Source organism: Streptomyces sp. NPDC006798, assembly GCF_040635975.1.
Lineage (GTDB): Bacteria > Actinomycetota > Actinomycetes > Streptomycetales > Streptomycetaceae > Streptomyces.
Map to the genome: position 1 here is coordinate 63122 of NZ_JBEYIS010000029.1, position 23685 is coordinate 86806.

Here is a 23685-nt window from a genome sequence, read left to right on the forward strand (position 1 = left end):
CACCTCCTCACGGAGAGGGACGTCGCTCACGGGCTGGTCGTCCGGACCAGTCTCCCCGGGGAACGTGCCGCTGTCCTCACGACCGCCCCCGCCCCGGCACCGGATCGGCACCGGAGACCCGGCGCCGATAAAAAGCCGGGTAAAAATCCAGTTCTATTGGTTTATTTACCATATAAGACTTTTGGCCTTTCGCTCCGGCAGGCCCCCGGCGACGCTGGAAGGACCCCGCCGCGACCCGGGCGGGGCCCCCAGCAGGAAGCCGATACCCGTGTCCCCGACCCCCGCGGCACCCGCCGAGGCCCTGCCCCTCGACGACGCGCTGATCGCGTCGCTCGTCGAGGACGCCACCCTCGCCCCCTCCCTGCACAACGCCCAGCCGTGGCTCTTCCGCTACGACCCCGGAGGCCGGACGTTCACGATCCGCGCCGATCCGGCCCGCGAACTGCCGTCGACCGACCCCGAGCGCCGCGCCCTGCACATCAGCTGTGCCGCCGCCGTGCTCAATCTGCGGGTCGCCGCCGCGCACGCCGGGTGGCAGGCGGTCACCGAACTGCTGCCGGACCCCGAGGACCCCGATCTGCTGGCCGAGGTCTCCCTGGTCGCCCGGCGCCCGGAGTCGTACGACGAACTCGCCGAGCTGTATCCGGCGCTGCGCCGCCGCCACACCAGCCGCGCCCCCTTCGACGCCGAGCGGATCGAGTCGTCGCTGCTCGACGTGCTGGGCCGGGCGGCCCTGATGGAGGGCGCCAGACTCGCCTTCCCCGACGCCTTCCACCGGCGGACCATCCTCGAACTCAGCGGCGAGGCGCTCGCCCGCGAACAGGAGGATCCGGCGCACCGGGCCGAGATCGCCCACTGGATCGGCGACCCGGCGGAGGGCGGCGTGGCGGACGACGGCATTCCCCGGTACGCCCTGGGCCCCCGGCGCCGGGGCGGCGGGGCCCCGGTCCGCGACTTCGCGCCCGGCCCGTCGGCGGCCGATCCGCGTCCCCCGGCCCCCGGCGACCGGATCGCCGACCCCGGGCCGCCGCCCGCCGCCGTGGCCGGGTCGGCGGAGGCCCCCGGCCCGGATCCCGGTTTCGTCCGGGAGTCCGCCGTCTTCGAGGACTCCCCCCAGCTGGCCCTGCTCGGCACGGTCCGCGACCATCCGGCGGACTGGCTGCGCGCGGGCCAGGCCATGGAACGCGTCCTCCTCGAAGCCACCCTCGACGGCCTCGCCACCTCCGTCGCCTCCCAGGCGCTGGAGTGGAGCGATCTGCGCTGGGCGGTCCGCGACCCGGCGTCCGCGATGGGCCATGTCCACATGGTCATCCGGCTCGGCTACGGCCCCCCGGGCCCGGTCACCCGGCGCAGGCCGGTGGGGGACGTACTCACGGTCGGTCCGGGCGCTCGGCCGTGAGACCGGCCGCCGCGTCGAGCGGTACGGCCGGGGTGCGCCCGCCGCCGGTCTGGAACATCAGGGGGACTGCTCACGGCCGTCGGGCCGCTCCTGGCGCAGGCCGCCCCGGCCACCGGGCGCGGCGCTGATCCGCTCGCCGGCCGGCGGGGCGACGCTTCCACGGCCCGGCGGGGCGACGGCCTTGCCGCCCGGCGCGGGCGGTCGGGCGTCGGCGGCGGTCAGCCGTCCGCGGGCAGCGGCCCCATCAGGGGTCGTACGGTCGTCGCCGCGCTCCACGCCCGGTGCTGGGCCAGCTCCGCGGTCTCGGCCTCCGCCAGCACCATGCCCGTGCAGCCGCGCTGGTCGCCGATGTCGTGGACGGCCTCACCGGGCGCGCGGACCGGGAACCACTCCACGTTCCCGGGGAACGCGGCCAGGTGCTCCAGCCCGCGCCATCCCGTCAGCGTGCCCGGCCGGTCCGGGTAGACCAGGACGAACGCGACGGCCGGTCCGGTGAAGGGCGCCACCAGGGGGCCGTCCATCAGGGTCGGCCGCAGCCCCAGGGCGCCCTCGATCACCGCGTCGTAGACATCCGTCCCCAGCGCCCGGCAGAGCGCCTCGGCGATCAGCGCGCCGCCGATCCGCCGGTTGATCTCGACGAGTTCGGGGCCGTGGGCGGTGTCGACGAACTCGACATGGGCGAACCCCTGGTCGTGTCCGGCGGCGGCGAGTACGTCGGCGACCCAGCGGGCCAGGGTCTCGTGCCGGCCCGGCGGCAGCCCGACCGGGAAGGCGGCGCTCTCCTCCCGGACGGCGGGCGTCCGGGACGTATACCGGCTGGAGACGCCCAGCAGCCGGGTCTCGCCCTTCCAACTGAGGGTCTCGGCGCTGTACAGGGGCCCCGGGAGGAACGGTTCGGCGAACAGCCGTCCTTTCAAGCTGGTGCCGCCCGCCGCGGCCTCGGCCAGCGCCGCCCGCAACTCGGTCTCGTCGTGGACGATCCACACACCCTGGGACGAGGTGCCCGCCGAGTCCTTGAGCACGGCGGGCAGCCGGACCAGCGCCGGATGCGCGGCGGGCAGGATCCGGCTCAGCCCGGCGGCGTGCAGCCGCCGCCGGACGACGGACTTGTCGCGGAGTACCCGTACGTCCGCCGGATCGGGCCCCGGCAGCCCCAGTTCGGCGGCGAGATCGGCGGCCGGGACGCTCCAGGTGTCGGTGATGTTCACCAGCCCGGCCAGGTCGGGCAGTCCGGCCAGGGCGCGGCGGACCGCGACCGGGTCAGCCGTGTCGACGTCCACGATGTCGAGGACTCCCTCGGGCATGGTGGCCAGCTCGTGGCGGTAGTAGCTCCGGTCGCCGGTGAGCAGCGCCAGCCGGTGCCCGGCGACGGCGGCGGAGAGCGCGAGACGTTCGAGTCCGAAGGAGAGGGATTCGAGGGCTGCGATGGTCACCGGGGGGCTCCTGGGGTGGTGTGGGGGGCTCGGAGGGCTCGGGAGGGAGAACGGCCGTTCGCGGCCCGGGGTCCGGCCGCCGCCGGGGCCGCGCCGGGTGCGCGGGTGTCCCCGGCCGTACGGGTCCCGGCCTCCGCACCGGTCGTACGAGGTCCGGCCTCCGCACCGGTCGTACGAGGTCCGGGCCCCGCACCGGTCGTACGGGTCCCGGCCCCCGCGCCGGCCGGTCCGGTACGGGTCCCGGCCCCGGTCCCGAACGGCTCGGCGCGGGGGCCGGTGCCGTCCCCGACCGGTTCGGTACGGGACACGGGGGCTTCCGCGACCGGTTCGGTACGGGACGCGGGGTCGGCCGCCGTTCCGTCCGTACGGGCTCCCGGGGGTGCGGGGCGCCCGGCCCATTCCAGCACCGCCCACGGCGGACGCAGTGCTTCCAGACCGGTGATCACCTCCGGACGCAGTCCGGCCGGGTCGGGGGCCTCGGCGTGCCGGGCGAATACCCGGTCCGTGTACCGGTGTCCGGTGTCGGCGCCGAGCACGAGATATGTCATCCCCTGAGGGTTTTGATCGCCCCTTGCGTCACTGACGTCTCCTATACCCCTGACATCTCCCACACCTCTGGTGTCCCGGGCCTCCCAGTCTGCGGCCAGGTACGCGGCGCCCGTGGAGAGCCCCGCGAAGACGGCGTGCCGCCGGAGCAGGGCGACCGCGCCCGCCATCGCATGCCGGAAGTCGAGCCAGTGCAGGGTGTCGTACAGCTCGTGCCGGACGTTCCCGAACGGGATCGAGCTGCCGATCCCGGCGATGATGGCCTCCGGGTCGCTGAACCGGTCGCTGCCGAACGTCACACTGCCGAAGGGCTGGACGCCGACCAGCCGTACCGCCCGCCCGCCCTCGCGGAGCGCCGCCGTCAGCCCGCCGCTGGACGCGCCGGTGCCGACCGCGCCGACCACGGTCAGCGGCCCCGGCGGCAGCGCGGCCGCCACCAGCCCGGCGAAGTCGCGGTAGCCCGCGTGGTGGATCCGGTCGTGGTACTGCCGCATCCAGTGGAACCCCGGCCGCTCCGCGAGCAGCGCGCGGACGCGCCGTACCCGCCGTTCCTGGTCCAGCCGCAGACTGCGCGACGGGGGCATCCGGTCCACGGTCGCGCCGAGGACGTCGAGCTGGGCGCGGAGGGCGGCGTCCACGGTGGTGGAGGCGACGATGTGACAGCGCAGCCCGTAGCGGTGACAGGCCAGGGCGAGGGCCAGGGCGTAGATCCCGCTGGAGCTGTCGACCACGGTCTGACCGGGGGCGATCCGGCCGGACTCCAGCAGGGACCGGACGGCGCCCAGGGCCGCGTAGACCTTCATCGTCTCGAACCTGGCGAGGACGGTCGTCGGGCTGAGCCGGACGAAGGCGGGGTCCTTCAGGGCGTCGGTGATGTGCTCGTGGACGGTTGTGTGAGCGGGGGCGGATGTTGTGGGTGTTGCGGGTGCTCTCACAGGTGCGGATGCGGATGCGGGCATGGCGTGGGGCTCCTTCTACGGGAGTGGCGGGGAGGGGGCGCCCGTCCGGACGCGACGCAGCCCGTCCGGCGCTACGCGGGCCGCGTTACGCGGGTGGCGCGTGGCCGACGACGATCAGCCGCCGGGCGTGCTGGTCGTACGGGCCGCCGTCGAAACCGCCGTAACACTCCACACCGGTGAACCCGGCCGTCATAAAGAGGTCGTGGAGTTCGGCGCCGCTGTAGAGGAAGGAGTGGAGGGCGGCGGTACGGGCGGTATCGCCGCGGACCAGCGTCCAGTCGGTGCGCAGCCGCCGCCAGCCGTCGAGGACGGTGTCCCGCTGGACGACGTACGACCCGTCGGGCAGGTCGACCACCTGCGGCCGGCCGATCCAGCCCGCCAGCACCTCCTTGCCCATGACGTCGACCAGCAGCCGCCCGCCGGGGGCGAGGGAGCGGCGGGCGTTGCGCAGGACGCGGAGGTTGTCGGCGGGGTCGGCGAAGTAGCCGAAGGAGGTGAAGAGGCTGAGGACGACGTCGTACGCGCCGGGCCGGACGAAGTCGAGCATGTCGGCCCTGACCAGCTCGACTTCCTCACCGGGTCCCGCGGTCGCGGTCCCGGGACCGGTCCCGGTGGCGCAGGCGGTACGGGCCCGGGCCAGCATCGGCGCGCTCAGATCGACGCCGGTGACCCGGTAGCCGCGCCGGGCCAGTGGCCCGAGGAAGAGGCCGGGCCCGCAGCAGAGGTCGAGGACGCGGGTCCCGGCGGGGAAGTCGAGCAGCGGGGAGTCACGGACGAGACCGGCGACGGCACCCGCCCGCCGGTCGGAGAACATGGCGGGCGCGAAGTCGACCCAGAGCGCGTCGTCCGCGTACCAGGGGGCCGGGTCGGGGCCGCCGGGCGGGGCCTCCCGCACCGCCCGCGGTACACCGGGGCCCTCCGGGGTCCCCCATGGCTCATGGCTCTCCCGGGCTGCCCGGGCCCGGGGTTTCTGCTCCATCGCGGTGGCCTCCCGCTGTCGTGGTCCGGCACGGACGCGGACATGGACACGGACGCGGGCACGGGTAGAGGCAGAGGCGGTGACATGGCCCCGGCCGCCGGGGCGGGTCCGCCGTGTCCGGTGAAACGTGTCCGGTGAAACGTGTCCGTCCCGACAGTGGTCGGCCGGTCCGGGCGTCGAGTTCCCGCCGGATGGACCGGTCCGGCGGCCGGAAGTCGCCCCCGGCCGCAGCGCCCCCGCTGCGCCCCGCTGTCCCGCGTACGGCCCCGGCACACGGAACACACGGAGCGGCCGTTCGGAGCCGCCGTACGCTCACTCCCGCTCCCGGTCGGGTCCCCGCAGCGGGGGCCGGTCCGGGCCGACGCGGGCGGAGTCCGCCGCCGCCCGGCCCTCGTTCCAGCCCGCCGTGTCGTCCACGCCCCGGACCCGGGTCGTCGTGGTCCGGGGGAACAGCTCGTCCGCCCGGGCCGCCACCGCGACCTCGCGGGTCGCCAGCACGGGCAGCAGATCGGCGGGCGCGGCCCCGGTGACCGCGTCGGCCGCCGCCGTGAGCCGCTCGCCGACCCGGGCCGCGTACGCCATCAGGAACGACTGCCGGAACGTCTTCGTCCGCCGCCGTCCGCCCGCGCGCTGCGCCGCCTCCGCCCGGGTCATCGCGGCGGTCCCCTGGACCAGCAGGGATGTGTACAGCAGCTCGACGGCGTCGAGGTCGGCGGTGTATCCGACGACCGTGGAGAAGTCGAACTCCCCGTTCCAGACGGCGCGGCAGCGGTTCGCCCCGGCCACGGCGTCGAGCAGGATCGCCTTCGCCGTCTCGTACGGCGGCTCCACGCCGATCCGGCACGCCCCGGGCACCGCCCGCCCGGCCGCGTCCCCGCCCGCGCCGCTCAGGGCGGCGGCGTCGACGCTGTAGCGGGCCGCCAGCTCCTGCGCCTTCGCCGAAAGAGCCTCGGCCTCCTCCGGATAGTCGGTCGCCTCGGCCTTGGCGAGCAGGGCACGTATCCGGGTCAGCGCCTTCGGCTCGTACGCGGACGGCGGTACGGCCGCGGCGGCGGTCACCGCGGCTCCCCGTAGGCCGCCCGATACGGTCCCCGGCACGGGTCCGACGGGCTCGATCGAGGGCAGCCGCAGCAGCAGCCGGTACAGCTCCAGGACGGCGGTGCCGTACGAGAACCGGTCCGGCGCCCGCCACGGCGGTACGGCCCCGGCCGCGAGGTCGCCGAGCTGCGCGGCCCAGCGGGGCGGCAGCCCGGCGGCCGGATAGCGCCGGGCCTCCGTACGGACCAGCTCCGCCACGATCCGCACATGCTGATCGCCGAGATCGCGCCGGACCAGCCGGACGACGTCGGCCGGCTGCCACCCCCGCTCCCAGGCCCGCCGGACGAACTCCTCACCGCGCCGCGACAGCTCCGCGTCGGCGCCCGGATCGGCGGCGAGCAGGGACGCGGCGGTATCGATCGCGGCGTCGACGGCGGACGACCCCGCCTTCCGCGCCCCGGCCTTCCCGGTCTTCCCGCCTCTTCCGTCGGCCCGCGCCCCGGCGCCCTCGGCGTACAGAGCCGTCGCCAGGGCGCGCTCGACGGTGGTCCGGGGCTGATCGCCGGGCCCGGGGCCGGGTGGGGCTGTGCTGCTCATCCCCCCATCATGCGGTGCGCGGCCCTACACCCCGGCCCCGCCCGCCCGTCCCGCCCGCTGGCGGGGCCCGTCACGACTCCTCGATCGTGTCCTTGATCCGGTCCAGCTCGGGGAGGAGGGCGTCGTGGTCGATCGGGTCCATGGCGCCGATGTCGAGCACCATGAAGCCCGTCGGGGTCCTGAAGGCGATCTGGGTGTCCTTCTGGCGGGACTCCCAGAATTCGTTGTAGCCCTCGTAGGAGACCTCGACCGCCTCGTACGGGCCCACCTTCGTATCGCGGTAGACGACGTTCTTCCGCTTCGTCAGCTTGCTGTCGTCGACGGCGCGTTCCGCGACGAGCCGGGCCGTCGTGGACTGCGAAGGGTCGTGGTAGATCCGGATGAACCCCGAGGTGCCGCCATGTCGGGCGTCCAGTTCGCAGAGGATCTCGGCCATGCCCATGGTCATCACTTCCTGGAGGGCGGCGTTGGCCGCGGTGACCTTCCATGAGGCCGGGGTGTCGAAGGTGAACGGCAGCGCGCAGGTGCTCCCCTTCGCCCCGATCCGCTGGGTTTTGACCTTGGTGTCGTACGAGGGCTCGGCCTCGGTCTTCGAGTCCTTGTCGGAGCCGGAGCAGCCGGTGGCGAGCAGTGCCATGACCGCCGCGCCGACCGTGATCCCCGTTCCGATGCCGCGCTGGGCCATGTTCTGTCGTCCTCTTGTCGATGAGACCCCGGGTGAACCCGCCGGGAACGGGCGCCCGGCGCCCCCTGCGCCACGACGTGAACGCGTCATCGTAGGCGGTCGGTCGGCGGGTGACGACGTGATTTACACCCGTCCCCGGGGCCCGTCACGCCCCCTTGAGGCTGTCCTTGATGCGGTCCAGCTCGGGGAGGAGGGCATCGTGGTCGATCGGGTCCTGGGCGTCGACGTCCAGCACCAGCAGGCCCTTCGGGGTCCTGAAACCGATGTGGGTCTCCTTCTGGCGGGCGTCCCAGGTCTCGTTGTGGCCCTCGTAGGAGACCTCGACCGCCTCGTACGGGCCCACCTTCGTGTCGCGGTACTCGACGTTCTTCCGCTGGGCGAGCTTGTTCTCGGTCACGAAGCGCTCCACGGCGAACCGAGGAGTCGAGGACCGCGACCGGTCGAGGTAGACCCGGACGAAGCCGGTGGTGCCGCCGTGCCGGGCGTCCAGTTCGCAGACGATCTCGGACAGACCCACAGTCAGCAGGTGCTGTGCCTCGGAAGGGGCTGCGGCGGTCTTCCAGTCGGCCGGGATCTCGAAGGTGACGGGCAGCGCGCAGGTGCTCCCGGCCGCGCCGATCCGCTGGGTTTTCGTCTTGGTGTCGTACGCGGGCTTGGCCTTCGAGTCCTCGTCGGAGCCGGAGCATCCGGTGGCGAGGAGGGCGATGACCGCCGTCCCGCCCGTGAGAGCCGTCCGTACGCCGTGACGCATGCCGTGCCGTGCCATATTCAGGTATCCCCCCACGCGAGGCCCCCGGGTGAGACCACCGGGGACGGACGGTCGGCGCCCCCTGCGCCGCCGTGTGAACGGGTCATCATAGGGGGTCGGGCCCGACAGCCGGGGCGCCATTCCCGTGGGCGGTGGCCGGTTCCGTACCCCGTCGCCCGGATCCTCGGGCACAAGCCTGCTGACGGCCCGCCTCCGATGAACTTTCCGCAGGTCACGGGCTTGTCGACCGGTCGTTGTCAGACCCGGGTGGAAGACTTCCGGTATGGCGGAGCGATGGGCGGTGGCGACCGCGGCGGAGGGCGACGGGGCGCGACTCGTCCCCCTCCGCCCCGACGGGCTGCCCGCCGGGCCCGTGGTCGAGGAGCGGGATCTCGTGACGGCGGTCCGGTCCCGTCCGGAGGTGGACCGCTGGGTATGGCGGTCCACCTTCGACAGCTACCCCCGGCTGCTGGCGGCCGGGGTCCGCGTCGAGCGGTGTTACGACATGGAGGTGGCCGAGCAACTGCTCCTCGGCCACGAGGGCAGATCCGGGGAGCCCCGGTCCGCGGCGGCGGCGCTCGCCCGGCTGCGGAAGGGACCCGTGCCGCCGGATCCGCCGCCGAGGGCCGCCGAGCCCGGCGCGCAGTCGTCGCTCTTCGAGCCGAGACCGGTCCCGCTGTCGCTGGAGTCCCTGCTGGAGGTCTACGCGGAGCAGCAGCGGCGGCACGACGCCTCGGCGCACCCCGGGCGGCTGCGGCTGCTGACGGCGGCCGAGTCGGCGGGAATGCTGGTCGCGGCGGAGATGAACCGCACCGGGCTGCCGTGGCGGGCCGATGTCCACCGGCAGGTGCTGGCGGACCTGCTCGGCGAGCGGTACGCGGGCGGCGGCGAGCCGCGGCGGCTGGCGGAGCTGACGGACGAGGTGTCGGCGGCCTTCGGGCGGCGGGTGCGGCCGGATCTCCCGGCCGATGTGGTGAAGGCGTTCGGGGAGGCGGGGATCCGGCTGCGGTCGACCCGCCGCTGGGAGCTGGAGGAGATCGACCATCCGGCGGTCGCCCCCCTGGTGGAGTACAAGAAGCTCTACCGGATCTGGGTGGCGCACGGCTGGTCGTGGCTGAACGACTGGGTGCGGGACGGCCGGTTCCGGCCCGGCTATCTGCCCGGCGGTTCGGTCTCCGGCCGCTGGACCACCAACGGCGGCGGCGCGCTCCAGATACCGAAGGTGATCCGCCGGGCCGTCGTCGCGGACGACGGCTGGCGGCTGGTCGTCGCCGACGCCGACCAGATGGAGCCCCGGGTGCTGGCCGCGGTCTCCCGCGACCCCGGTCTGATGGAGGTCGCGGGCCATGACGGCGATCTGTATACGACCCTGGCCGCGCGCGGCTTCTCCGGCGACCGCGAGGACGCCAAGCTGGCGCTGCTCGGCGCGGTCTACGGGCAGACGTCCGGCGACGGCCTGAAGAACCTGGCGGCGCTGCGCCGCCGCTTCCCGGCGGCGGTCGCCTATGTCGACGACGCGGCCCGCGCGGGCGAGGAGGGCCGGCTGGTGCGTACCTGGCTCGGCCGGACCTGCCCCCCGGTGTCGGGCGCGGCGGAGAGCGAAGAGGCGGGGCTGCCGCAGGACGACGAGACGGTGTCGCCGTCCGACCTCTCCGGCGCGCGGGCCCGGGGCCGGTTCACCCGTAACTTCGTGGTCCAGGGCGCGGCGGCGGACTGGTCCCTGCTGCTGCTCGCGGCCCTGCGCAAAGCCCTCACGGGAATGCGTGCCGAACTGGTGTTCTTCCTTCACGACGAGGTGATCGTCCACTGCCCGGCGGACGAGACGGACGCCGTCGCGGCGGCGGTCCGGGACGCGGGCGCGCTGGCGGGCCGGATCGCGTTCGGTGAGACACCGGTCCGATTCCCGTTCACGACGGCGGTCGTGGAGTGCTACGCGGACGCGAAGTGAGCCGCTGGGGGCGGGCGCGGACGATCACGGTGTGATGCCCCGGTACGTCCCCCTCCGGCTCCGGTACCCCCACCGGCATCAGCGCCGGCGCCTGTGACGAGAGCGCCCCGGCCGCCATCTGTCGTCTCAACATCACGTTGACAATGCGATGTTGATGCTCTGCAATGGGCGCATGAGCAGCAGCGCCGACCGCGACCACGCCGCCGAACTCGACCGGGCCCGCGCGGTCCTCAACGCCGCCGGAGCGGAGGAGCTGGCGCGCAGGCCGTGGCAGCCCCCGGGCCGCCCGGCCGCCGATACCGATCTCGTACGGTTCGCGGCCTGGCTCGCGCGCGAACCCGACGCCGGACCCGAGGTGCTGGCTGCGGGGCTGAAGCTGCTGGCGTCGGCACGCTCCGAACTCGACCAGATCGAGACGGGACTGCTCTTCGCCGCCCGGGCCGAGGGAATGACCTGGCCGCGGATCGCGGGCGCGTTCGGCCTGGACTCCCCGCAGGCCGCCCAGCAGCGCCTGAACCGGTTGCAGGCCCGTATCACCGGCCCGATCGAGCAGGGCTGACCGGTGTTCGTCGCCCTCTCCGACGCCACCGCGCACTGCGGCACCAAGGCCGCCCACCTCGCCCGGCTGCTGCGGGCGGGCTTCGCGGTCCCGGCCGGATTCGTGATCACCGACCCCCGCGATCCCGGCTGGGAGCGGGAACTCGCCGCCGCCCTGCGGGCCCTGGGCCCGGGGCCGTACGCCGTACGGTCCTCCGCGCTCGGCGAGGACGGGGCGGCGGCGTCGTACGCGGGCCAGCTCCACACCACCCTCGACGCCACCGGCCCGGCCGAGGTCGCCGACGCGGTACGCCGCTGCTCGGAGTCGGCCGACGGCGACCGGGCCGCCGCCTACGCCGCCAGAACGGGCGGCCCGGCACCGGAACCGAGGGTGCTCGTACAGCTCATGGTGGCCGCCGAGACCGCCGGGGTGATCTTCACCCGGCACCCGGTCACCGGCGCCGACGAAACGGTGATCGAGGCGGTCGCCGGGCCGGGGGAGGGTCTGGTGTCGGGCGCCGTCACCCCGGAGCGCTGGATCGTCGGCGCCGGGGCGCGTACGGGCCCTGATGCCGACGGCGTCCTCACGGCCGGGGAGGTGGCCGAACTCGCCGGGACCGCGCGGCGGATCGAGGACCTGTTCGGCTGCCCGCAGGACGTCGAATGGGCCGTAGCGGACGGCCGGACCTGGATCCTCCAGGCCCGCCCCGTCACCACGGTGCCCGGAACTGTGCCACCACCGGCGGTCCCGGCCGGGCAGCCGCTGGTCACCGGCACACCGGCCGGACCCGGCATCGCGTCCGGCCCCGCCCGGGTCATCACCGGCCCCGACGACTTCGACCGGTTCACCCCCGGCGGTGTGCTGGTCTGCCGTACGACCTCACCGGTCTGGACCCCGCTGCTGGCCCGCGCGGCGGCGGTGGTCACCGAGACCGGCGGCATGCTCGCCCATGCCGCGATCGTGGCCCGCGAGTTCGGCATCCCCGCCGTCCTCGCGGCCGACGACGCCATGACCCTCATCGCCCATGGGCGGCCCGTGACCGTGGACGGCACCCGAGGCACCGTGACCGCCGCAGACGAACGGACGGACCGATGACGAACCGGACCACCCCCGCCGAACTCCTGGTCCTCCAGGCCACCCGCACCCTCGGCCACGCCACCGCCGCCCGACTGGCGGAACGGGCCGGACTCACCCCGGCCGAAACCGAGGAACACCTGCTGGACGCGGAGGCCCGGGGCTGGGCGGCCTACACCGGCTTCGGCGGCGACAACGGCTGGTCCCTGACCGAATCCGGCATCCGCCACGGCGAGGGCCTGCTGGCCGCCGAACTCGACGCGGCGGGAGCCCGTACCGAGGTGGAGCAGGTCTACCGGGACTTCCTCCCCCTCAACGACCAGGTGGCGGCGGCCTGCACGGCCTGGCAGCTCACGGAGATGTCGATCGGCGCGCAACGGGTCACCCTCTCCGCCACGATCACCGCCCTGGACCGGCACGCCCGCGTCCTGGCCCGCCTGGAATCCCGCCTGACGGCCCGCCTCCCCCGGTTCACGGGCTACCACCACCGCTTCACGGCGGCGCTGCACCGCGCGACCTCCGACCCCAAATGGATCACGGGCACGGACCGCGACTCCTGCCACCGGGTCTGGTTCGAACTCCACGAGGACCTGCTCGCGACGCTGCAACTGTCACGGTGAAGACCCGCAGCCGGTCGGGTGCCGCAGGGGACCGATTCGATCCGAGGGAGGCCCGATCAGGGACCCTGCACCACCGTGAACGGTTTACTGCAACTCGGCCTTGATCAGAGGACCGTCATCCTTCTGGTGGTGTGCCGTGTTCGAGGTAGCGGGTGCGCTGCTCCTGGCGGGCGGCGAGGGCCTGTTCGACCCGGCGGGCGAGCCGGGGTACGAGCAGTTCGTGGAGGGTGGCCACCGGGTGGAAGTCGGCTGCGAGTAGTTCATCGGGGGCGAGCCGGACCGACGCTGCCAGGTCCGGGGCGAGTTCGCCGCCGTCGAAGACGTAGAGGATCTTGTCCCCCTCGGCGGACGCGGGCGCCCAGTCGACCACGAGCAGCGACCCGATGACCGGCTTGATCCCCAACTCCTCGGCCACCTCACGCCGACAGGCCGCCAGCGGAGACTCACCGGTCTCCACATAGCCCCCGGGAATCTCCCACCCCGGCTTGTAGGAAGGCCGCACCAACAGCACCCGCCCCACACCGTCGAAGAAAAGGACACCCGCCGCGACCCGGGGTCGCGCCATACGCTGCTCGTGCTCGTTCTCCGGCATAGGCCGAACCTACTCCCGGACCGGCCGGTCCCCGTCGACGCCAAAGGACGGCTCACGGCCGAACAGGTACATCGTCTTCATGCGGGTTACCCGTTGCGGCCCCGGGTGTCGGTGTCGGTGGTGGGGTGGGTGTCGTGGAGGTGGTCGAGGAGTGGGCCCAGTGGCGGGTCCTGATCTTTGAACGGGGCCCAGCGGGTGTAGACGTGGGCGGCGGCTTCGGCGAGGTCGGGCGGGAGGCCGGTGGCCCGGAGGGTGTCCGCGATCTCCTCCATCTCGGGGCCCCAGCGCCAGGCGCGGGCGGCGACGCTGGGCAGGTAGTTGGGGTCGTCGAGGATGTCCTTGTGCATCAGCCCGGCCTCCGTCCGCAGCAGGTCGGCGACGCCGTGGTCGGTGGCGAGCGCGTAGGCGACACCTGCCAGCACCCGGGAGATCTTCTGGTAGCCGGTGATGGCGAGTTTGAGGGCGGAGGCGGACCCGATATCGCCTTCCGTGGCCCGTACGAGCACCTGCGTACCGGCGAAGACGCGCTCCACCTCGCGCCGGGCGTCGGGATCGCCCGCCAGATAGCACCGGACCGGGCGGGACGCGGCCGGGGGAGGGCCGCTGAGCATGCCGTCGAGCACGGTGCACGCGGGTGGCATCCGGTCGGCGATGGACCGCATCCGCTGGGGGCTGATCGCGTTGCCCTCCACGTACACACCGCCGTATCCGTGCCCGGCCACGGCCGCCGCGACCTCCTCGGCCGCCTGCGGCGGGCACACCGACAGCACGATGCCCGACACGGCCAGAGCCTCGGACAGCGAAGCGCACTCGGTCAGCCCGGCCGCCCCGGCCCGCCCCCGGGTCGCCTCACCCCGCCCGGTGGACACCCACACCACCCGGTGCCCCGCCCCCACCGCCTGCCCGGCGACAGCGGCACCCATGGCACCGGGATGAAGAACAGCCACGGTCATCACAGCAAACCTCCTGGCGGGAGTCCGGTGCGAAAGCGGGTCGCTCACCGGCACATGGTGTCGTGGGTCGCGGGGTGGACTTGCCGCCGTCAGGGGGTGGTGGGGTGTTGTCGGCGTGCTGCTGGGATGCTGTCGTCCGGCAGTGCGGCGACGGAGACGATCGGCGGGACGGTCATGGTGGAGCGGCGGCGGTACGTCAGGTTCGAGTACGAGGGCCGGGTGCGGTTCGGCCGGGTCGCGCCGACCGTGGACGATCACACCCCGGTGGAGGTCCTGACCGGCGATCCGGCCCGTATTGACGTGGTGGCCACGGGTGAACTCCTGCCCATGGAGGTCATGCGGATGCTGGCCCCGGTGGTCCCGGGGAAGATCGTCGCGGTGGGCCGCAACTACGCGGACCACATCGCGGAAACCGGTCTGGGGGCGCCGCCGGTGCCACGGCTGTTCTTCAAGCCCCCGTCGGCCGTCACCGGACCGGATACGGACATCGTCTATCCCGAGCAGTCGCGCCGGGTGGAGCACGAGGCCGAGCTGGCCGTGGTGATGGGCCGGACCGCCCGGAAGGTGAAGGCGGCGGACGCGGCGGCGTACGTCTTCGGCTACACCTGCGCCAACGACGTCACCGCCCGGGACATCCAGCAGGCCGACGGCCAGCCCTCCTGGGCCAAGGCGTTCGACACGTTCTGCCCGCTGGGCCCCTGGATCGTGACCGGGATCGACCCCGGGAACCTCGCCATCGGCGCCATGGTCAACGGCGAGTACCGCCAGCGGTCGCGTACGAGCCATATGCTCACCCCGGTCCCGGACCTCATCGAGTACATCACCACGGCCGTCACCCTAGAACCCGGCGACATCATCCTCACCGGAACCCCCGCCGGAGTGGGCCCCGTCCGACCGGGCGACTGGGTCTCCGTCTTCATCGAACACATCGGCACCATCAGAAACACGGTCACCTCAGGCACGGAGTAGCTCGGCGAACTGCCTTCCGGCAGGCAGCTCCGGGTGCCCCGCGACCGCCGCGAAGTCACCGGCATAGCGCATGACCATGCCGGTACGGTGCCCCGCGGGCAGGGATGTGACCGCCTCGCCCGCGATCCGGTACGCCTCCTCTTCTGTACTTCCGGTCTTCCGATGTGAGACGGCCGAACATGTCCTCCGTCTGCCTCAGGTCGGCTGTTGCCTTGGCTTCAGGGGCAGGGAATGAGGTAGACGCGGGCGAAGTGGACCCCTACGTGTGCTTCGTGGAGATGACCCGTGACTGCTCGGTCGCCTTCCACGCCCATGACTGCGTGGATGTGGGCGAATCCGTTTCGGATCTCTCCGGTGCCGGACATCTCGGCCGGTAGTTCGTAGGAGCTGATGTCGTCCTTGAGGGCGTCGCCCTCGGGCATGGTGGAGATGGTGAACCGGTCCACGGCCCCGATCAGGGAGACGATCGCGGCGTCCGTGATTCCTGCCTTGGCTGCCTGTTGGTTCACGGAGTCCATGAGTTCGTCGTTCTTCACTTCGAAGACCAGCACGGTCAGCTCCATCCGATCATGGGCGAGAGTTCACGCAGCATGACGGATGAGCACCAACGGGCGCCAGTATCACGGGCGTTGGTGGACTCGTGTGCGAATCTGGACGCGAGGAACTGGGCCCTGGGCTGGTAGGCCCCGGGATTGGTGACGATACGCCCGGCCGTTGTCCAGTCGACGGCGCATACGCGCGAGGTCACAGCGGTCATATAAAGGTGCCGCACCTCGGCGTCGTGGGTGAGGACCTGCGCGACTCTGGAAGCATGGTCGTAGCCTGGCAGTTTCGCCACGATCCCGGCGGCGTTCACGCGTAACACCGGGGTCGCCTCATCCTGCATCCATCGGATGAGGTGTGACGCTGACGCTCTGTCGACCATGGAGGCGATGACGACGTCAGTGCCGTGTGTGGTCTGGGCTGTCGCCAGGGGCGCCGAATCGCGCCCGGCGATACTTGTCACCAGTTGTGAAGCGAGATGTCCGTGCGCCGCGACGAGAGCTGACAGGCCGATAAGGATCGTCGATTCACGCGGTCGAGCGTAGCTTCACCCTTCAGCGGATCGAAAGGGACGTCGAAGACCTTGGCCAAGTGATCCAGCCAGAAACCTCCAGGGACCACTTTCCCGCTCTCCCAGCGCTTTACGGCATCACGCCCTGGTGCTCCGTTGGGTTCTTCGGCAGAGAGAGTGAGTTGGTCGGCGAGCTGGGCCTGAGTCCAGCCTCTTGCCCCGCGTAAGTCGCGGATGAGCTGTCCGATCGGCATGCGGGAGATGATGCCCCTCTCGGTGCCCCTCCGTAATCAAGTTGGCACGGATACATCTATACGAGCGGTCGACAGTCGTCAGCCTGACGGCCGGACCTGTTGATCATCCTCTCCGCTCGGCGGGCACCCGTCCGGCCGGAGCATTGATGTAACCAGCCCATGCAAGGAGGGCACATGGCTGAAGTGACGGCGCAAGATGACCGATAGCCCTACCCCGGTGTTGGGCGGGTTTCCGGAGTACTGCGTGTACTGCGAGCGGTTGGTGGAGCGGACCGAGGAGACCTTGTTGATGCTCGGGTTCTCCGCCTCCGGCGCTCGACCGTCGTTGTACGCGCATCCGGAGTGTCCCAAGCCGCGTAAGCGGGCCCCGGCCCGGCCACGGCACGTGTGAAAGCCTCCCGGGCTCGGTGGTCTACGCCCCGGGCCCGGGAACGGGTCCCGGCTCCGTACAACATCCCCTGCGGCGCGGAGCCGGGACCACCCTCAGAAACCAAAGACGCCCCGACCGACCGTATGCAGCGGTCACTCGGGGCTCAACCGACCAGCTTCAGAGGAGCTGACCTGTCGTATGCGTGACCTTATCCCCAGCCTCATCACCCTCGTACGGGCTTTACTCAAGCCGCGCCGAAGCCGACCCACCGTCATCGTGGTGATCCGGCCCTCGGCCGATCCGTGGGCCCGACCCTGGGCCAGCCCCACCCGGGCCGAAGCCCAGGTCATCCTCCGGCAGCGGGCCACCGCCACCATCACCGGAACCACCGCACCGCCCGGTGCCCGAAGGCTGATCATCGCCCGCAACGGGCTCCACTTCGAACAACCCGTCGCCGTACGCGCCGCCCGCCCCGGACCCGCCTGGACATGGATCCGGTGACCCGCGACGGCCTCCTCACCGAGCTACAACCCGCGCCCGACACCGCCCAATGCGGGCTCTGCCGGAGAACCACCACCGCACCCGTCGAAGTCCACCCGGGGCGCGTGACCTGCCCCGAGCACATCCTCGACGCCCTGACTCCCCCCGGAGCACCCGCGTGATACTCGCCCCCCACTTCCCCCGTACCGCCACCGACGTCACCACCTGCGAAGCCTGCTGGCGTAACCCCGTCACCACCGCACGCATCACGGACACCGGGCGGGATCTGCTCTGCGCGCCCTGTGTCCACACCGATGCCCCGCCCCGCACCATCCTCTTCCCGCCCCTCGGCATCTACCGACTCACCCACCGGAGAATCGACATGGGCAAGCACGGCAAGCCGAAACCGCAACTTCCCCCGGACCCGGGGCCTCACCCGCCGAAACCGACCCCGAAGTCCCCACCGGGCACCCCACCCGTCTGAAACCCCGTCGGCCGCCGGTGCCCGGAGCACCGGCGGCCGACAGGAGGGCGCGGCGCCCCGCCGGGCTGACGGGCTGACGGGGCGCCGCGTGAGGGTCAGGCCGCCGCGAGGACTCCTTCCGCTTCCTGGGGGAGCCAGGCGCAGGCCAGGTCGCGGCGGGCGCGGGCCACGCGGGAGCGGATCGTGCCGACCGGGCAGTCGAGCGCCTCGGCCGCCTCCGCGTAGGAGAGGCCCAGGATCTGGGTGAGCAGGAACGCCTCCCGGCGGCCCTCCTCCAGCGCGTCGAGGGCGTCCTGGAAGGCGATGGACTCCTCGAAGCCCGGGGCCTGGTGGCGGTGGTGGGCGCGTTCCGCCGCGTCGAGCCAGTCGTCGGCGGTGTCGGCGATCCGGGGGCGTACGGCGGCCCTGCGGATGCCGTCGACCACCACCCGGCGGGCGATCGTCAGCAGCCAGGTCCGGGCCGACGACCGGCCCGCGAAGCCGCTGAGGCTGGTCAGGGCGCGGGCGTAGGTCTCCTGGGCGAGGTCGTCCGCGCCGCCGGGCGCGTCGAACGAGCCGCGGGAGCCGAGGGTGAGGTGGGTGACGAAGCGGCGGACGTCTTCGTAGGTCGCCTCGACGAAGAGTTCGGTGGCCCGGCGGTCGCCGGACCCGGCGGCCAGGGCCCAGCCGGTGATCTGGGCGTCCCGGCGGCCGGTGCCGTGCCGCGAGGGTCTCGTGGGGGCGGCAGGGACCGTGGGGGCGGGCGCTGCGGTCGCTGGAGTCGCGGCGCGGGCGGGCGTACGTACCGGGGCGTGGGGGGGTGAATAGAGCATGACAAAAAGGTCCTTCGCGTCCGAGCAGTCCCCGGCGGTGCGGGGGTTGGGGAAGGGGGTGGTGCGTCAGGACGGAAGGAGAGGGGGGCCGCGGCGGGTGACGGCCCGCAGGAGTAACAGGGACGCGGGCAGCCGTACGTGCCGCTCCGGGGCGCGCCGCGGGCGTACGGCCCGGGGCGCGGGGGCGGCGTACGCGCCGCGCAGTACGGCGTACGCGAACCGCAGCCGACCCCCGGCGAAGAGGGCCAGTGCCAGGGCTAGTTGGGCCAGCGCGCGCTCACCGCGCCAGAGCCACCAGCCGCAGACCGCGCCCGCGACGGCGTGCGCGGCGGTCATTCCCGAGAACAGTCCGGGCAGCAGTACGGCGGGGTCGACGGCCCCGGACGCCGGGCCGGGTGCCGCGTGATGGGCGGTCGCCGGGCCGCCCGGCCCTCCGGACCCCTCGTGGGGGAAGAGTCCGAAGAGGAGATGGAGTGCGGCCTGGACGAGCGCGCTGATGGTGACAACGGCCCCGGCGGAACGTTCCTTTCGGGTGAGGCGCCAGGCCAGCAGACAGACCGGGGGGACGGCGACGGCGTAGGAGGTGGGGGGTGGGGATGTGCCGGAGGCGAGCGTGTGCCCGGCTCCGGACACCACGACGCACACCGCGGCGAGTGCCGCGGTGTGGGTGAGGCGGAGTGCGGATCCGGCTCCCATGCGGCTCATGGTGCCAGCGCGCCGGGCGGCTGAGGGAGTACCGGCCGATCCGAGGATGTCGGGGCATCGGATGCTTTGCCATGACTTCACGGCCTGTGACGCACGTCACAAAGATGGTGGGGGAACTCATTCCGTCCGCCGGACGACCACTGGTGGACAGTTCTTGGTCAGCCACCAGTAAGGAGCGGACGCGATGCAGCCCCCCAAGGAGCGCACGGCCCCCGACTCCGCCCCCGAGCTGGTACGGATTCCCGAGCCGGGGCCGGGAGACGCCGCGACGGAGTCCGGAGTGTCCTCGGACCCGGCGGGCGGGGCCGCGCCGGACGGGGACAGAACCCCCTGCGGCGGTACGGGACCCGGAGCCTCCGGCGACCGTACCGTGCCCGCGTCCCGCCCGGCGCCCGAGCCGGACCAGGTGCCGGAGCCGCCCGCCTGCGGCGGCAGCGGCAAGGCGCCCGAGCCCCGTACGGCATCCGGCGATACGTGCCCCGGCGCCGCACCGGACCCCGCACCGGAACCCGCACCACCTGCCGGGTCCGGCGACTCCTGCCCCAACGCCGCCAACGGCACCCCCTGTTCGGGCGGCGGCTCCGGACCGGCCCCCGGCTCCAACAAGATCACCCTCCGCTCCGACCTCCGCGCCGCCTGGCTCGACGGACTGATCGCCCTCGTCATCACGGCCGGGCTCTTCGTCCTGATCTGGGCCCGGATAAAGTCCGGCGCCTCGTCCACCACGACCGTGATGCCCTTCATGGGCGAGGACCCCGGCGCCTTCTGGCTCTACTTCCTCAGCCAGGCGTTCGGCTGGTCGGCGCTGCTGTGGGCCTGGGTGACCGTGATCCTCGGGCTGCTCGTCTCCGGCTCCCGGCCCGACTGGTTCCCGCTCAGCGGGCCGCGCCTGACCCGCCTCCACCGCACCACCAGCCTCAACACCATCGCCCTCATCGCGGCCCACGCCCTGCTCTTCGCCGCCGAGTTGATCCGGCACGACACCGACAGCTGGTACGGGGCGACCTGGACGGCCTTCGTGGAGTCGTTCGTACCCGGCGGGTACGAGAGCGGCACCGGCCGGATCGCCATCCCGATCGGCCAGGCCGCGCTCTATCTCGCGATCCCGCTCGGACTGCTCTTCTACGTCCGCCAGCGGATCGGCCCCAAGACCTGGCGGGTGATGCACCGCTTCGTCATCGCCGTCTATGTGCTGAGCGTCTGGCACACCCTGCTCTACGGGACGAACGTCTGGTACGACGGCTGGTTCCGGACCACGGTCTGGCTGCTCCAGCTCCCGATCGCGCTGCTCTTCCTGGTCCGCCTCCTCAGCCCGGCCCGCCGCTCCGAACGCCTCCCGGCGCTCACCGCGACCGAGCCCGCCGCCCGCCCCCTGTGGACGCTGCGGGTGACCGGCCGGCTCGCGGCGGTGGCGATCATCGCCGTCATCCTGGCCGTCGTCGTCTCCGGCCGGGACGGCGGCCGCGAGGAGCCCCCGGCGGACACCACCTCCACCCACAACCACGACTGACCGCCCGGTCCCGGGCCCGGCGCCGCCCAGCCGGTTACCGTGGCCGGCCCGGCGCCGCGCCCCGGCGGGAAAACGTCTTCGTCCGCCGCCGGGGCGGGCCCTACGGTGGGGCCATGTCGCACCGAGCAGCGCTTCTCGTCATCGACGTCCAGAACGCCGTGGTGGAGATCGCCCACCGCCCCGCCCCGGTCCTCGCCGCGATCGCCGGGCTCCGTGAGCGGGCCCTCGCCGCCGGGGTGCCGGTGGTGACCGTGCAGCACGGCGGCGGCGGGCTCGAACCCGGGACCGAACCGTGGCGAATCGCCCCCGCCGTCGCCCCCGGGGACGGGGAGACCGTCGTCCACAAGACCAGCGCCGACAGCTTCCTCGGCACCGAACTCGACGCCGTACTGAAGGAGTCGGGTGTCACGGAGGTCGTCGTCACCGGCTTCGCCACGGAGATCTGTGTCGACACCGCCGCCCGGCAGGCCCTCAGCCACGGCTATGACGTCCTGCTCGTCGCGGACGGCCATATGACGTCCGTACGTCCCGAGGGTTCCCCGTACGCAGCCCCGGACGCCGCCGTCGCCCACCACAACGAGATCTTCAAGACGATCCGTTATCCGGGGCGCGCCATCCGGGTGCTGCCCGCCGACGGGATCGACTTCACGGCGCCGCCCGCGTCCGTGCGACAGCCCGTGGGGTGACCCGGCTTCCGGGGAACGCGGGACTGCGGGATCCGGCGCCCGTGGACCGGCCCGGCCGGAAGGGATTCCCGGCCGGGCCGTGACGGCGGGCTGCCGGGGTCGGCGGCGCGCCGGGGTGCGCCGGCGGGGGAGCCGGACCGTTCGACCGCGCCCCGGCGTCCCCCGTTCCCCAGCCGCCCGGCGTTCGTCGTACGGTCCGGCCGTCCTCCTCGGCCCCCGGCTCCCACGCGGAGACGGGGGTCGTTGTCACCGTCGATCCCGCGCGACCCGGCGGTGACGGCACCGGCGTACGACCTCATCCTCACCGGCGCCGGGGTCCGCCGCCTTGTCCGTACGCGCAATGACTTTGTCGATCCGCGCAGCCGGGTTTTCGCGGCCACGCGGCCGGGGCGCGTACGGGCGTACGGCATCAGCCGACGGACTGTGACTCCGAATCCGCCTCCGGTACCAGCCGCTTGAACATATGCACGTCCTCCGCCCCGCCCGGGAAGCCCAGGGTGCGGCCCGTCTCCCGGTAGCCGTGGCGCTGGTAGAAGCCGGGGGCCTGGAAGGTGAACGACGAGACGCACGCCCGGTCGCAGCCGCGCGCCCTGGCCTCCTCCTCGGCGGCGAGCAGCAGCCGGCCGCCCCAGCCGTCGCGGCGGCTGGCGGCGCGGATCCACAGCATCTCGATCCCGAACAGCCCGCCCCACGTCCAGCCGGTCAGCCCGCCGATCAGTTCGCCGTCGTCGCCGACGATCTTCACCGACAGACTGGTCTGGTCGGCGGCCGTGGTGCCCGTGGCGGGGAAGTTGACCTCGTCCAGACCGTCCGACAGGGCCTTGCTCAGCTCGGTGTCGCGGTGGCCGACGCTGAGGACCGCGCCGTGGTGATCATGTGACATGGCGCGAAGTCTTCCACGGCGACTCCGGGAAAGCCGATGAGTTTCCGGGCCGCCGCCGGTCATGATGAGTGCTGCGGCCATCGGGTCGCCACGATGTCGCATGACCCGTACGGAGGTTTCCATGGCCGAGAACGCCCAGCCCAAGGGCCCCGCGTCCTACTTCCCCGCGATCGAGGAGAAGTACGGACGGCCCGTCGCCGAATGGCAGGAGCTGATCCGTTCGTCGCCGCTGACCAAGCACATGGAGCTGGTGGCCTGGCTGAAATCCGAGCACGGGCTGGGGCACGGCCACGCCAACGCCCTGGTCGCGTACACCCTCAAAGAAGACGCGGCGGCGGCCGGATAGCCACCCGGCCGCCGTCACCGGTCCACGAGCCTACGAGCCCGCCGGTTCCCCGGCCACCGAGACCGCGTCCAGCGTCCGCGCCACCGCCCCCGTCGCCAGGTAGTTCGCCACGAGGTGGAAGTCGAAGGCGTGGATCCGCTGGGTGATGTCCTCCGTCACCCCGAGGAACCGCCGGGCCACCCCGCCCTTCGGCACCGCCACCACGTCCCCGGTGTCGGCGATGTTCACCCAGCGGCGGACGACGGGCGGCCGGGCGCCCAGGCCGTCGGCGGAGGGCGCCGGGTCGAGCCGGTGGAAGACCGCGTGCGGGATGGCCAGCGGCGACCCCAGGGTGATCAGCAGATCGACCGGCGCCCCGCCCTCGTCGCCGTACCGCCACAGGGCCTCGTACGCCACCACCGAACCGAGCGAGTGGGCGATCACCACCCGCGGCGACCGGTCCCGCAGCGCGTCCAGGACCACATCGCGGGCCCGCGTCCGGCGCCGGGACCCGTTCGCCGTCGAGAAGTAGGCGGCGACCTCTTTGACATGGCGGTCCGCGAACGCCTCCACCCGCTCCGGATCGAGCTTCTCCCGGTTCGCGACAAAGCTCAAGGCTTGACGGAAAGGCCAGGTCAGCAGCCCTTGCGGCGGTTCGGCGGGCAGTTCCAGCTCGTCCAGCCAGTAGCGCAGGGCCTGTTCCTCATCGGGGCTGAGAGCGGCCAGCGGCACCCCGCCGCCGACGCTCTGACCGCCCGCCTCCTGGAGCAGATGGGCGTAGTAGGCGACCGTCAGGTCGTACGACTCCGCCGCCTCGCCCAGCGGGCCGCGCGCCAGATTGCGCCGCCAGACCCCGGCCATCCGCTCGGCCGCCGGGCCCGGGTCCAGGCCCTCCCAGTAGTTGCCGATCCCGTGCACACCAAGAATCCGCATCCCGGATCCGCCCCCCTCGTACGGTCGTACGGTGTTCCAGCTCGGGCCGGACCGTTCACGGCCCGGCGGTGAGCATGCCGGGGCGCCACCCCGCTGTCCAGTGGTCGCTCG

At 73.0% G+C, this 23685-nt stretch carries 24 protein-coding genes and 2 pseudogenes; 11 read left to right on the plus strand and 15 right to left on the minus strand.

All coding sequences use genetic code 11. The annotated features are described in order from the left end of the window. The first annotated feature begins 268 nt into the window (after nt 1–268). The gene (locus tag ABZ714_RS20730; RefSeq protein ID WP_358826734.1) at nt 269–1399 is read left to right on the plus strand and encodes a nitroreductase; all 1131 of its coding nucleotides are present in this window, start codon (nt 269–271) and stop codon (nt 1397–1399) included. Between the two features lie 218 nt (nt 1400–1617). On the opposite strand, the gene ABZ714_RS20735 is transcribed toward ABZ714_RS20730, so the two are convergent. From ABZ714_RS20735 to ABZ714_RS20760, 6 genes and pseudogenes are all read right to left on the minus strand, one after another. Further along, nucleotides 1618–2832, minus strand: a complete 1215-nt coding sequence (locus ABZ714_RS20735) for an ATP-grasp domain-containing protein (RefSeq protein WP_358826735.1) — start codon at nt 2830–2832, stop codon at nt 1618–1620. A 362-nt stretch (nt 2833–3194) separates the two neighbouring features. Then, nucleotides 3195–4337, minus strand: a pseudogene (locus ABZ714_RS20740) (pyridoxal-phosphate dependent enzyme); the annotation flags it as partial. An 85-nt stretch (nt 4338–4422) separates the two neighbouring features. Further along, a complete protein-coding gene (locus tag ABZ714_RS20745) occupies nt 4423–5151 on the minus strand; it encodes a class I SAM-dependent methyltransferase (RefSeq protein ID WP_358826767.1) in 729 nt (242 codons plus the stop codon). Nucleotides 5152–5628: 477 nt separating this feature from the next. Beyond that, entirely contained in the window at nt 5629–6951 is a 1323-nt protein-coding gene (locus ABZ714_RS20750; protein WP_358826736.1) for a DUF2786 domain-containing protein, read from the minus strand. A gap of 70 nt (nt 6952–7021) precedes the next feature. Next, nucleotides 7022–7636, minus strand: a complete 615-nt coding sequence (locus ABZ714_RS20755) for a lipoprotein (RefSeq protein WP_358826737.1) — start codon at nt 7634–7636, stop codon at nt 7022–7024. 145 nt (nt 7637–7781) lie between these two features. Beyond that, complete coding sequence (locus ABZ714_RS20760) at nt 7782–8402, minus strand: lipoprotein (RefSeq protein ID WP_358826738.1); 621 nt, start codon at nt 8400–8402, stop codon at nt 7782–7784. A gap of 265 nt (nt 8403–8667) precedes the next feature. On the opposite strand from ABZ714_RS20760, the gene ABZ714_RS20765 reads away from it, so the two are divergent. From ABZ714_RS20765 to ABZ714_RS20780, 4 genes are all read left to right on the plus strand, one after another. Beyond that, the gene (locus ABZ714_RS20765) at nt 8668–10332 is read left to right on the plus strand and encodes a bifunctional 3'-5' exonuclease/DNA polymerase (protein ID WP_358826739.1); all 1665 of its coding nucleotides are present in this window, start codon (nt 8668–8670) and stop codon (nt 10330–10332) included. 172 nt (nt 10333–10504) lie between these two features. Next, nucleotides 10505–10891 (plus strand): DNA-binding protein, encoded by a 387-nt coding sequence (locus ABZ714_RS20770; RefSeq protein ID WP_358826740.1) that lies wholly within the window; start codon nt 10505–10507, stop codon nt 10889–10891. 3 nt (nt 10892–10894) lie between these two features. Continuing rightward, nucleotides 10895–11965 (plus strand): PEP/pyruvate-binding domain-containing protein, encoded by a 1071-nt coding sequence (locus ABZ714_RS20775; RefSeq protein WP_358826741.1) that lies wholly within the window; start codon nt 10895–10897, stop codon nt 11963–11965. Further along, nucleotides 11962–12564 (plus strand): transcriptional regulator, encoded by a 603-nt coding sequence (locus ABZ714_RS20780; RefSeq protein WP_358826742.1) that lies wholly within the window; start codon nt 11962–11964, stop codon nt 12562–12564. The genes ABZ714_RS20775 and ABZ714_RS20780 overlap by 4 nt, the downstream gene beginning before the upstream one ends. A gap of 115 nt (nt 12565–12679) precedes the next feature. On the opposite strand, the gene ABZ714_RS20785 is transcribed toward ABZ714_RS20780, so the two are convergent. Beyond that, complete coding sequence (locus tag ABZ714_RS20785) at nt 12680–13156, minus strand: NUDIX hydrolase (RefSeq protein ID WP_358826743.1); 477 nt, start codon at nt 13154–13156, stop codon at nt 12680–12682. Nucleotides 13157–13242: 86 nt separating this feature from the next. Then, the gene (locus ABZ714_RS20790) at nt 13243–14109 is read right to left on the minus strand and encodes a DUF1932 domain-containing protein (RefSeq protein WP_358826744.1); all 867 of its coding nucleotides are present in this window, start codon (nt 14107–14109) and stop codon (nt 13243–13245) included. A 126-nt stretch (nt 14110–14235) separates the two neighbouring features. Between ABZ714_RS20790 and ABZ714_RS20795 the strand changes: the two genes are divergently transcribed. Next, complete coding sequence (locus ABZ714_RS20795; RefSeq protein WP_358826745.1) at nt 14236–15078, plus strand: fumarylacetoacetate hydrolase family protein; 843 nt, start codon at nt 14236–14238, stop codon at nt 15076–15078. Nucleotides 15079–15296: 218 nt separating this feature from the next. Here the strand turns inward: ABZ714_RS20795 and ABZ714_RS20800 are convergent, their stop codons facing one another. From ABZ714_RS20800 to ABZ714_RS20810, 3 genes are all read right to left on the minus strand, one after another. After that, entirely contained in the window at nt 15297–15641 is a 345-nt protein-coding gene (locus tag ABZ714_RS20800; protein WP_358826746.1) for a DUF296 domain-containing protein, read from the minus strand. Then, nucleotides 15632–15964: a hypothetical protein gene (locus ABZ714_RS20805; RefSeq protein WP_358826747.1), complete on the minus strand. Its 333-nt coding sequence runs from the start codon at nt 15962–15964 to the stop codon at nt 15632–15634. The genes ABZ714_RS20800 and ABZ714_RS20805 overlap by 10 nt, the downstream gene beginning before the upstream one ends. A 116-nt stretch (nt 15965–16080) precedes the next feature. Continuing rightward, nucleotides 16081–16386: a helix-turn-helix transcriptional regulator gene (locus tag ABZ714_RS20810; protein ID WP_358826748.1), complete on the minus strand. Its 306-nt coding sequence runs from the start codon at nt 16384–16386 to the stop codon at nt 16081–16083. A 568-nt stretch (nt 16387–16954) separates the two neighbouring features. Between ABZ714_RS20810 and ABZ714_RS20815 the strand changes: the two genes are divergently transcribed. Both ABZ714_RS20815 and ABZ714_RS20820 read left to right on the plus strand, forming a co-directional pair. Next, on the plus strand, nt 16955–17257 hold the full coding sequence (locus tag ABZ714_RS20815) for a hypothetical protein (protein WP_358826749.1): 303 nt from the start codon (nt 16955–16957) through the stop codon (nt 17255–17257). 157 nt (nt 17258–17414) lie between these two features. Then, the gene (locus ABZ714_RS20820) at nt 17415–17720 is read left to right on the plus strand and encodes a hypothetical protein (RefSeq protein ID WP_358826750.1); all 306 of its coding nucleotides are present in this window, start codon (nt 17415–17417) and stop codon (nt 17718–17720) included. A 95-nt stretch (nt 17721–17815) separates the two neighbouring features. On the opposite strand, the gene ABZ714_RS20825 is transcribed toward ABZ714_RS20820, so the two are convergent. Both ABZ714_RS20825 and ABZ714_RS20830 read right to left on the minus strand, forming a co-directional pair. Next, nucleotides 17816–18532, minus strand: a complete 717-nt coding sequence (locus ABZ714_RS20825; protein ID WP_358826751.1) for a sigma-70 family RNA polymerase sigma factor — start codon at nt 18530–18532, stop codon at nt 17816–17818. Between the two features lie 66 nt (nt 18533–18598). After that, complete coding sequence (locus tag ABZ714_RS20830; RefSeq protein ID WP_358826752.1) at nt 18599–19228, minus strand: hypothetical protein; 630 nt, start codon at nt 19226–19228, stop codon at nt 18599–18601. Nucleotides 19229–19841: 613 nt separating this feature from the next. On the opposite strand from ABZ714_RS20830, the pseudogene ABZ714_RS20835 reads away from it, so the two are divergent. Both ABZ714_RS20835 and ABZ714_RS20840 read left to right on the plus strand, forming a co-directional pair. After that, nucleotides 19842–20747 (plus strand): annotated as a pseudogene (locus tag ABZ714_RS20835) (ferric reductase-like transmembrane domain-containing protein); the annotation flags it as partial. A gap of 113 nt (nt 20748–20860) precedes the next feature. Continuing rightward, the gene (locus ABZ714_RS20840; protein WP_358826753.1) at nt 20861–21433 is read left to right on the plus strand and encodes an isochorismatase family protein; all 573 of its coding nucleotides are present in this window, start codon (nt 20861–20863) and stop codon (nt 21431–21433) included. 409 nt (nt 21434–21842) lie between these two features. Here ABZ714_RS20840 and ABZ714_RS20845 read toward each other — a convergent pair whose 3' ends face one another. Beyond that, entirely contained in the window at nt 21843–22316 is a 474-nt protein-coding gene (locus ABZ714_RS20845; protein WP_358826754.1) for a GNAT family N-acetyltransferase, read from the minus strand. 121 nt (nt 22317–22437) lie between these two features. Between ABZ714_RS20845 and ABZ714_RS20850 the strand changes: the two genes are divergently transcribed. Further along, a complete protein-coding gene (locus ABZ714_RS20850) occupies nt 22438–22662 on the plus strand; it encodes a DUF4287 domain-containing protein (protein WP_358826755.1) in 225 nt (74 codons plus the stop codon). A gap of 30 nt (nt 22663–22692) precedes the next feature. Here ABZ714_RS20850 and ABZ714_RS20855 read toward each other — a convergent pair whose 3' ends face one another. Beyond that, nucleotides 22693–23574, minus strand: a complete 882-nt coding sequence (locus tag ABZ714_RS20855; RefSeq protein ID WP_358826756.1) for a serine peptidase — start codon at nt 23572–23574, stop codon at nt 22693–22695. Nucleotides 23575–23685 lie beyond the last annotated feature (111 nt).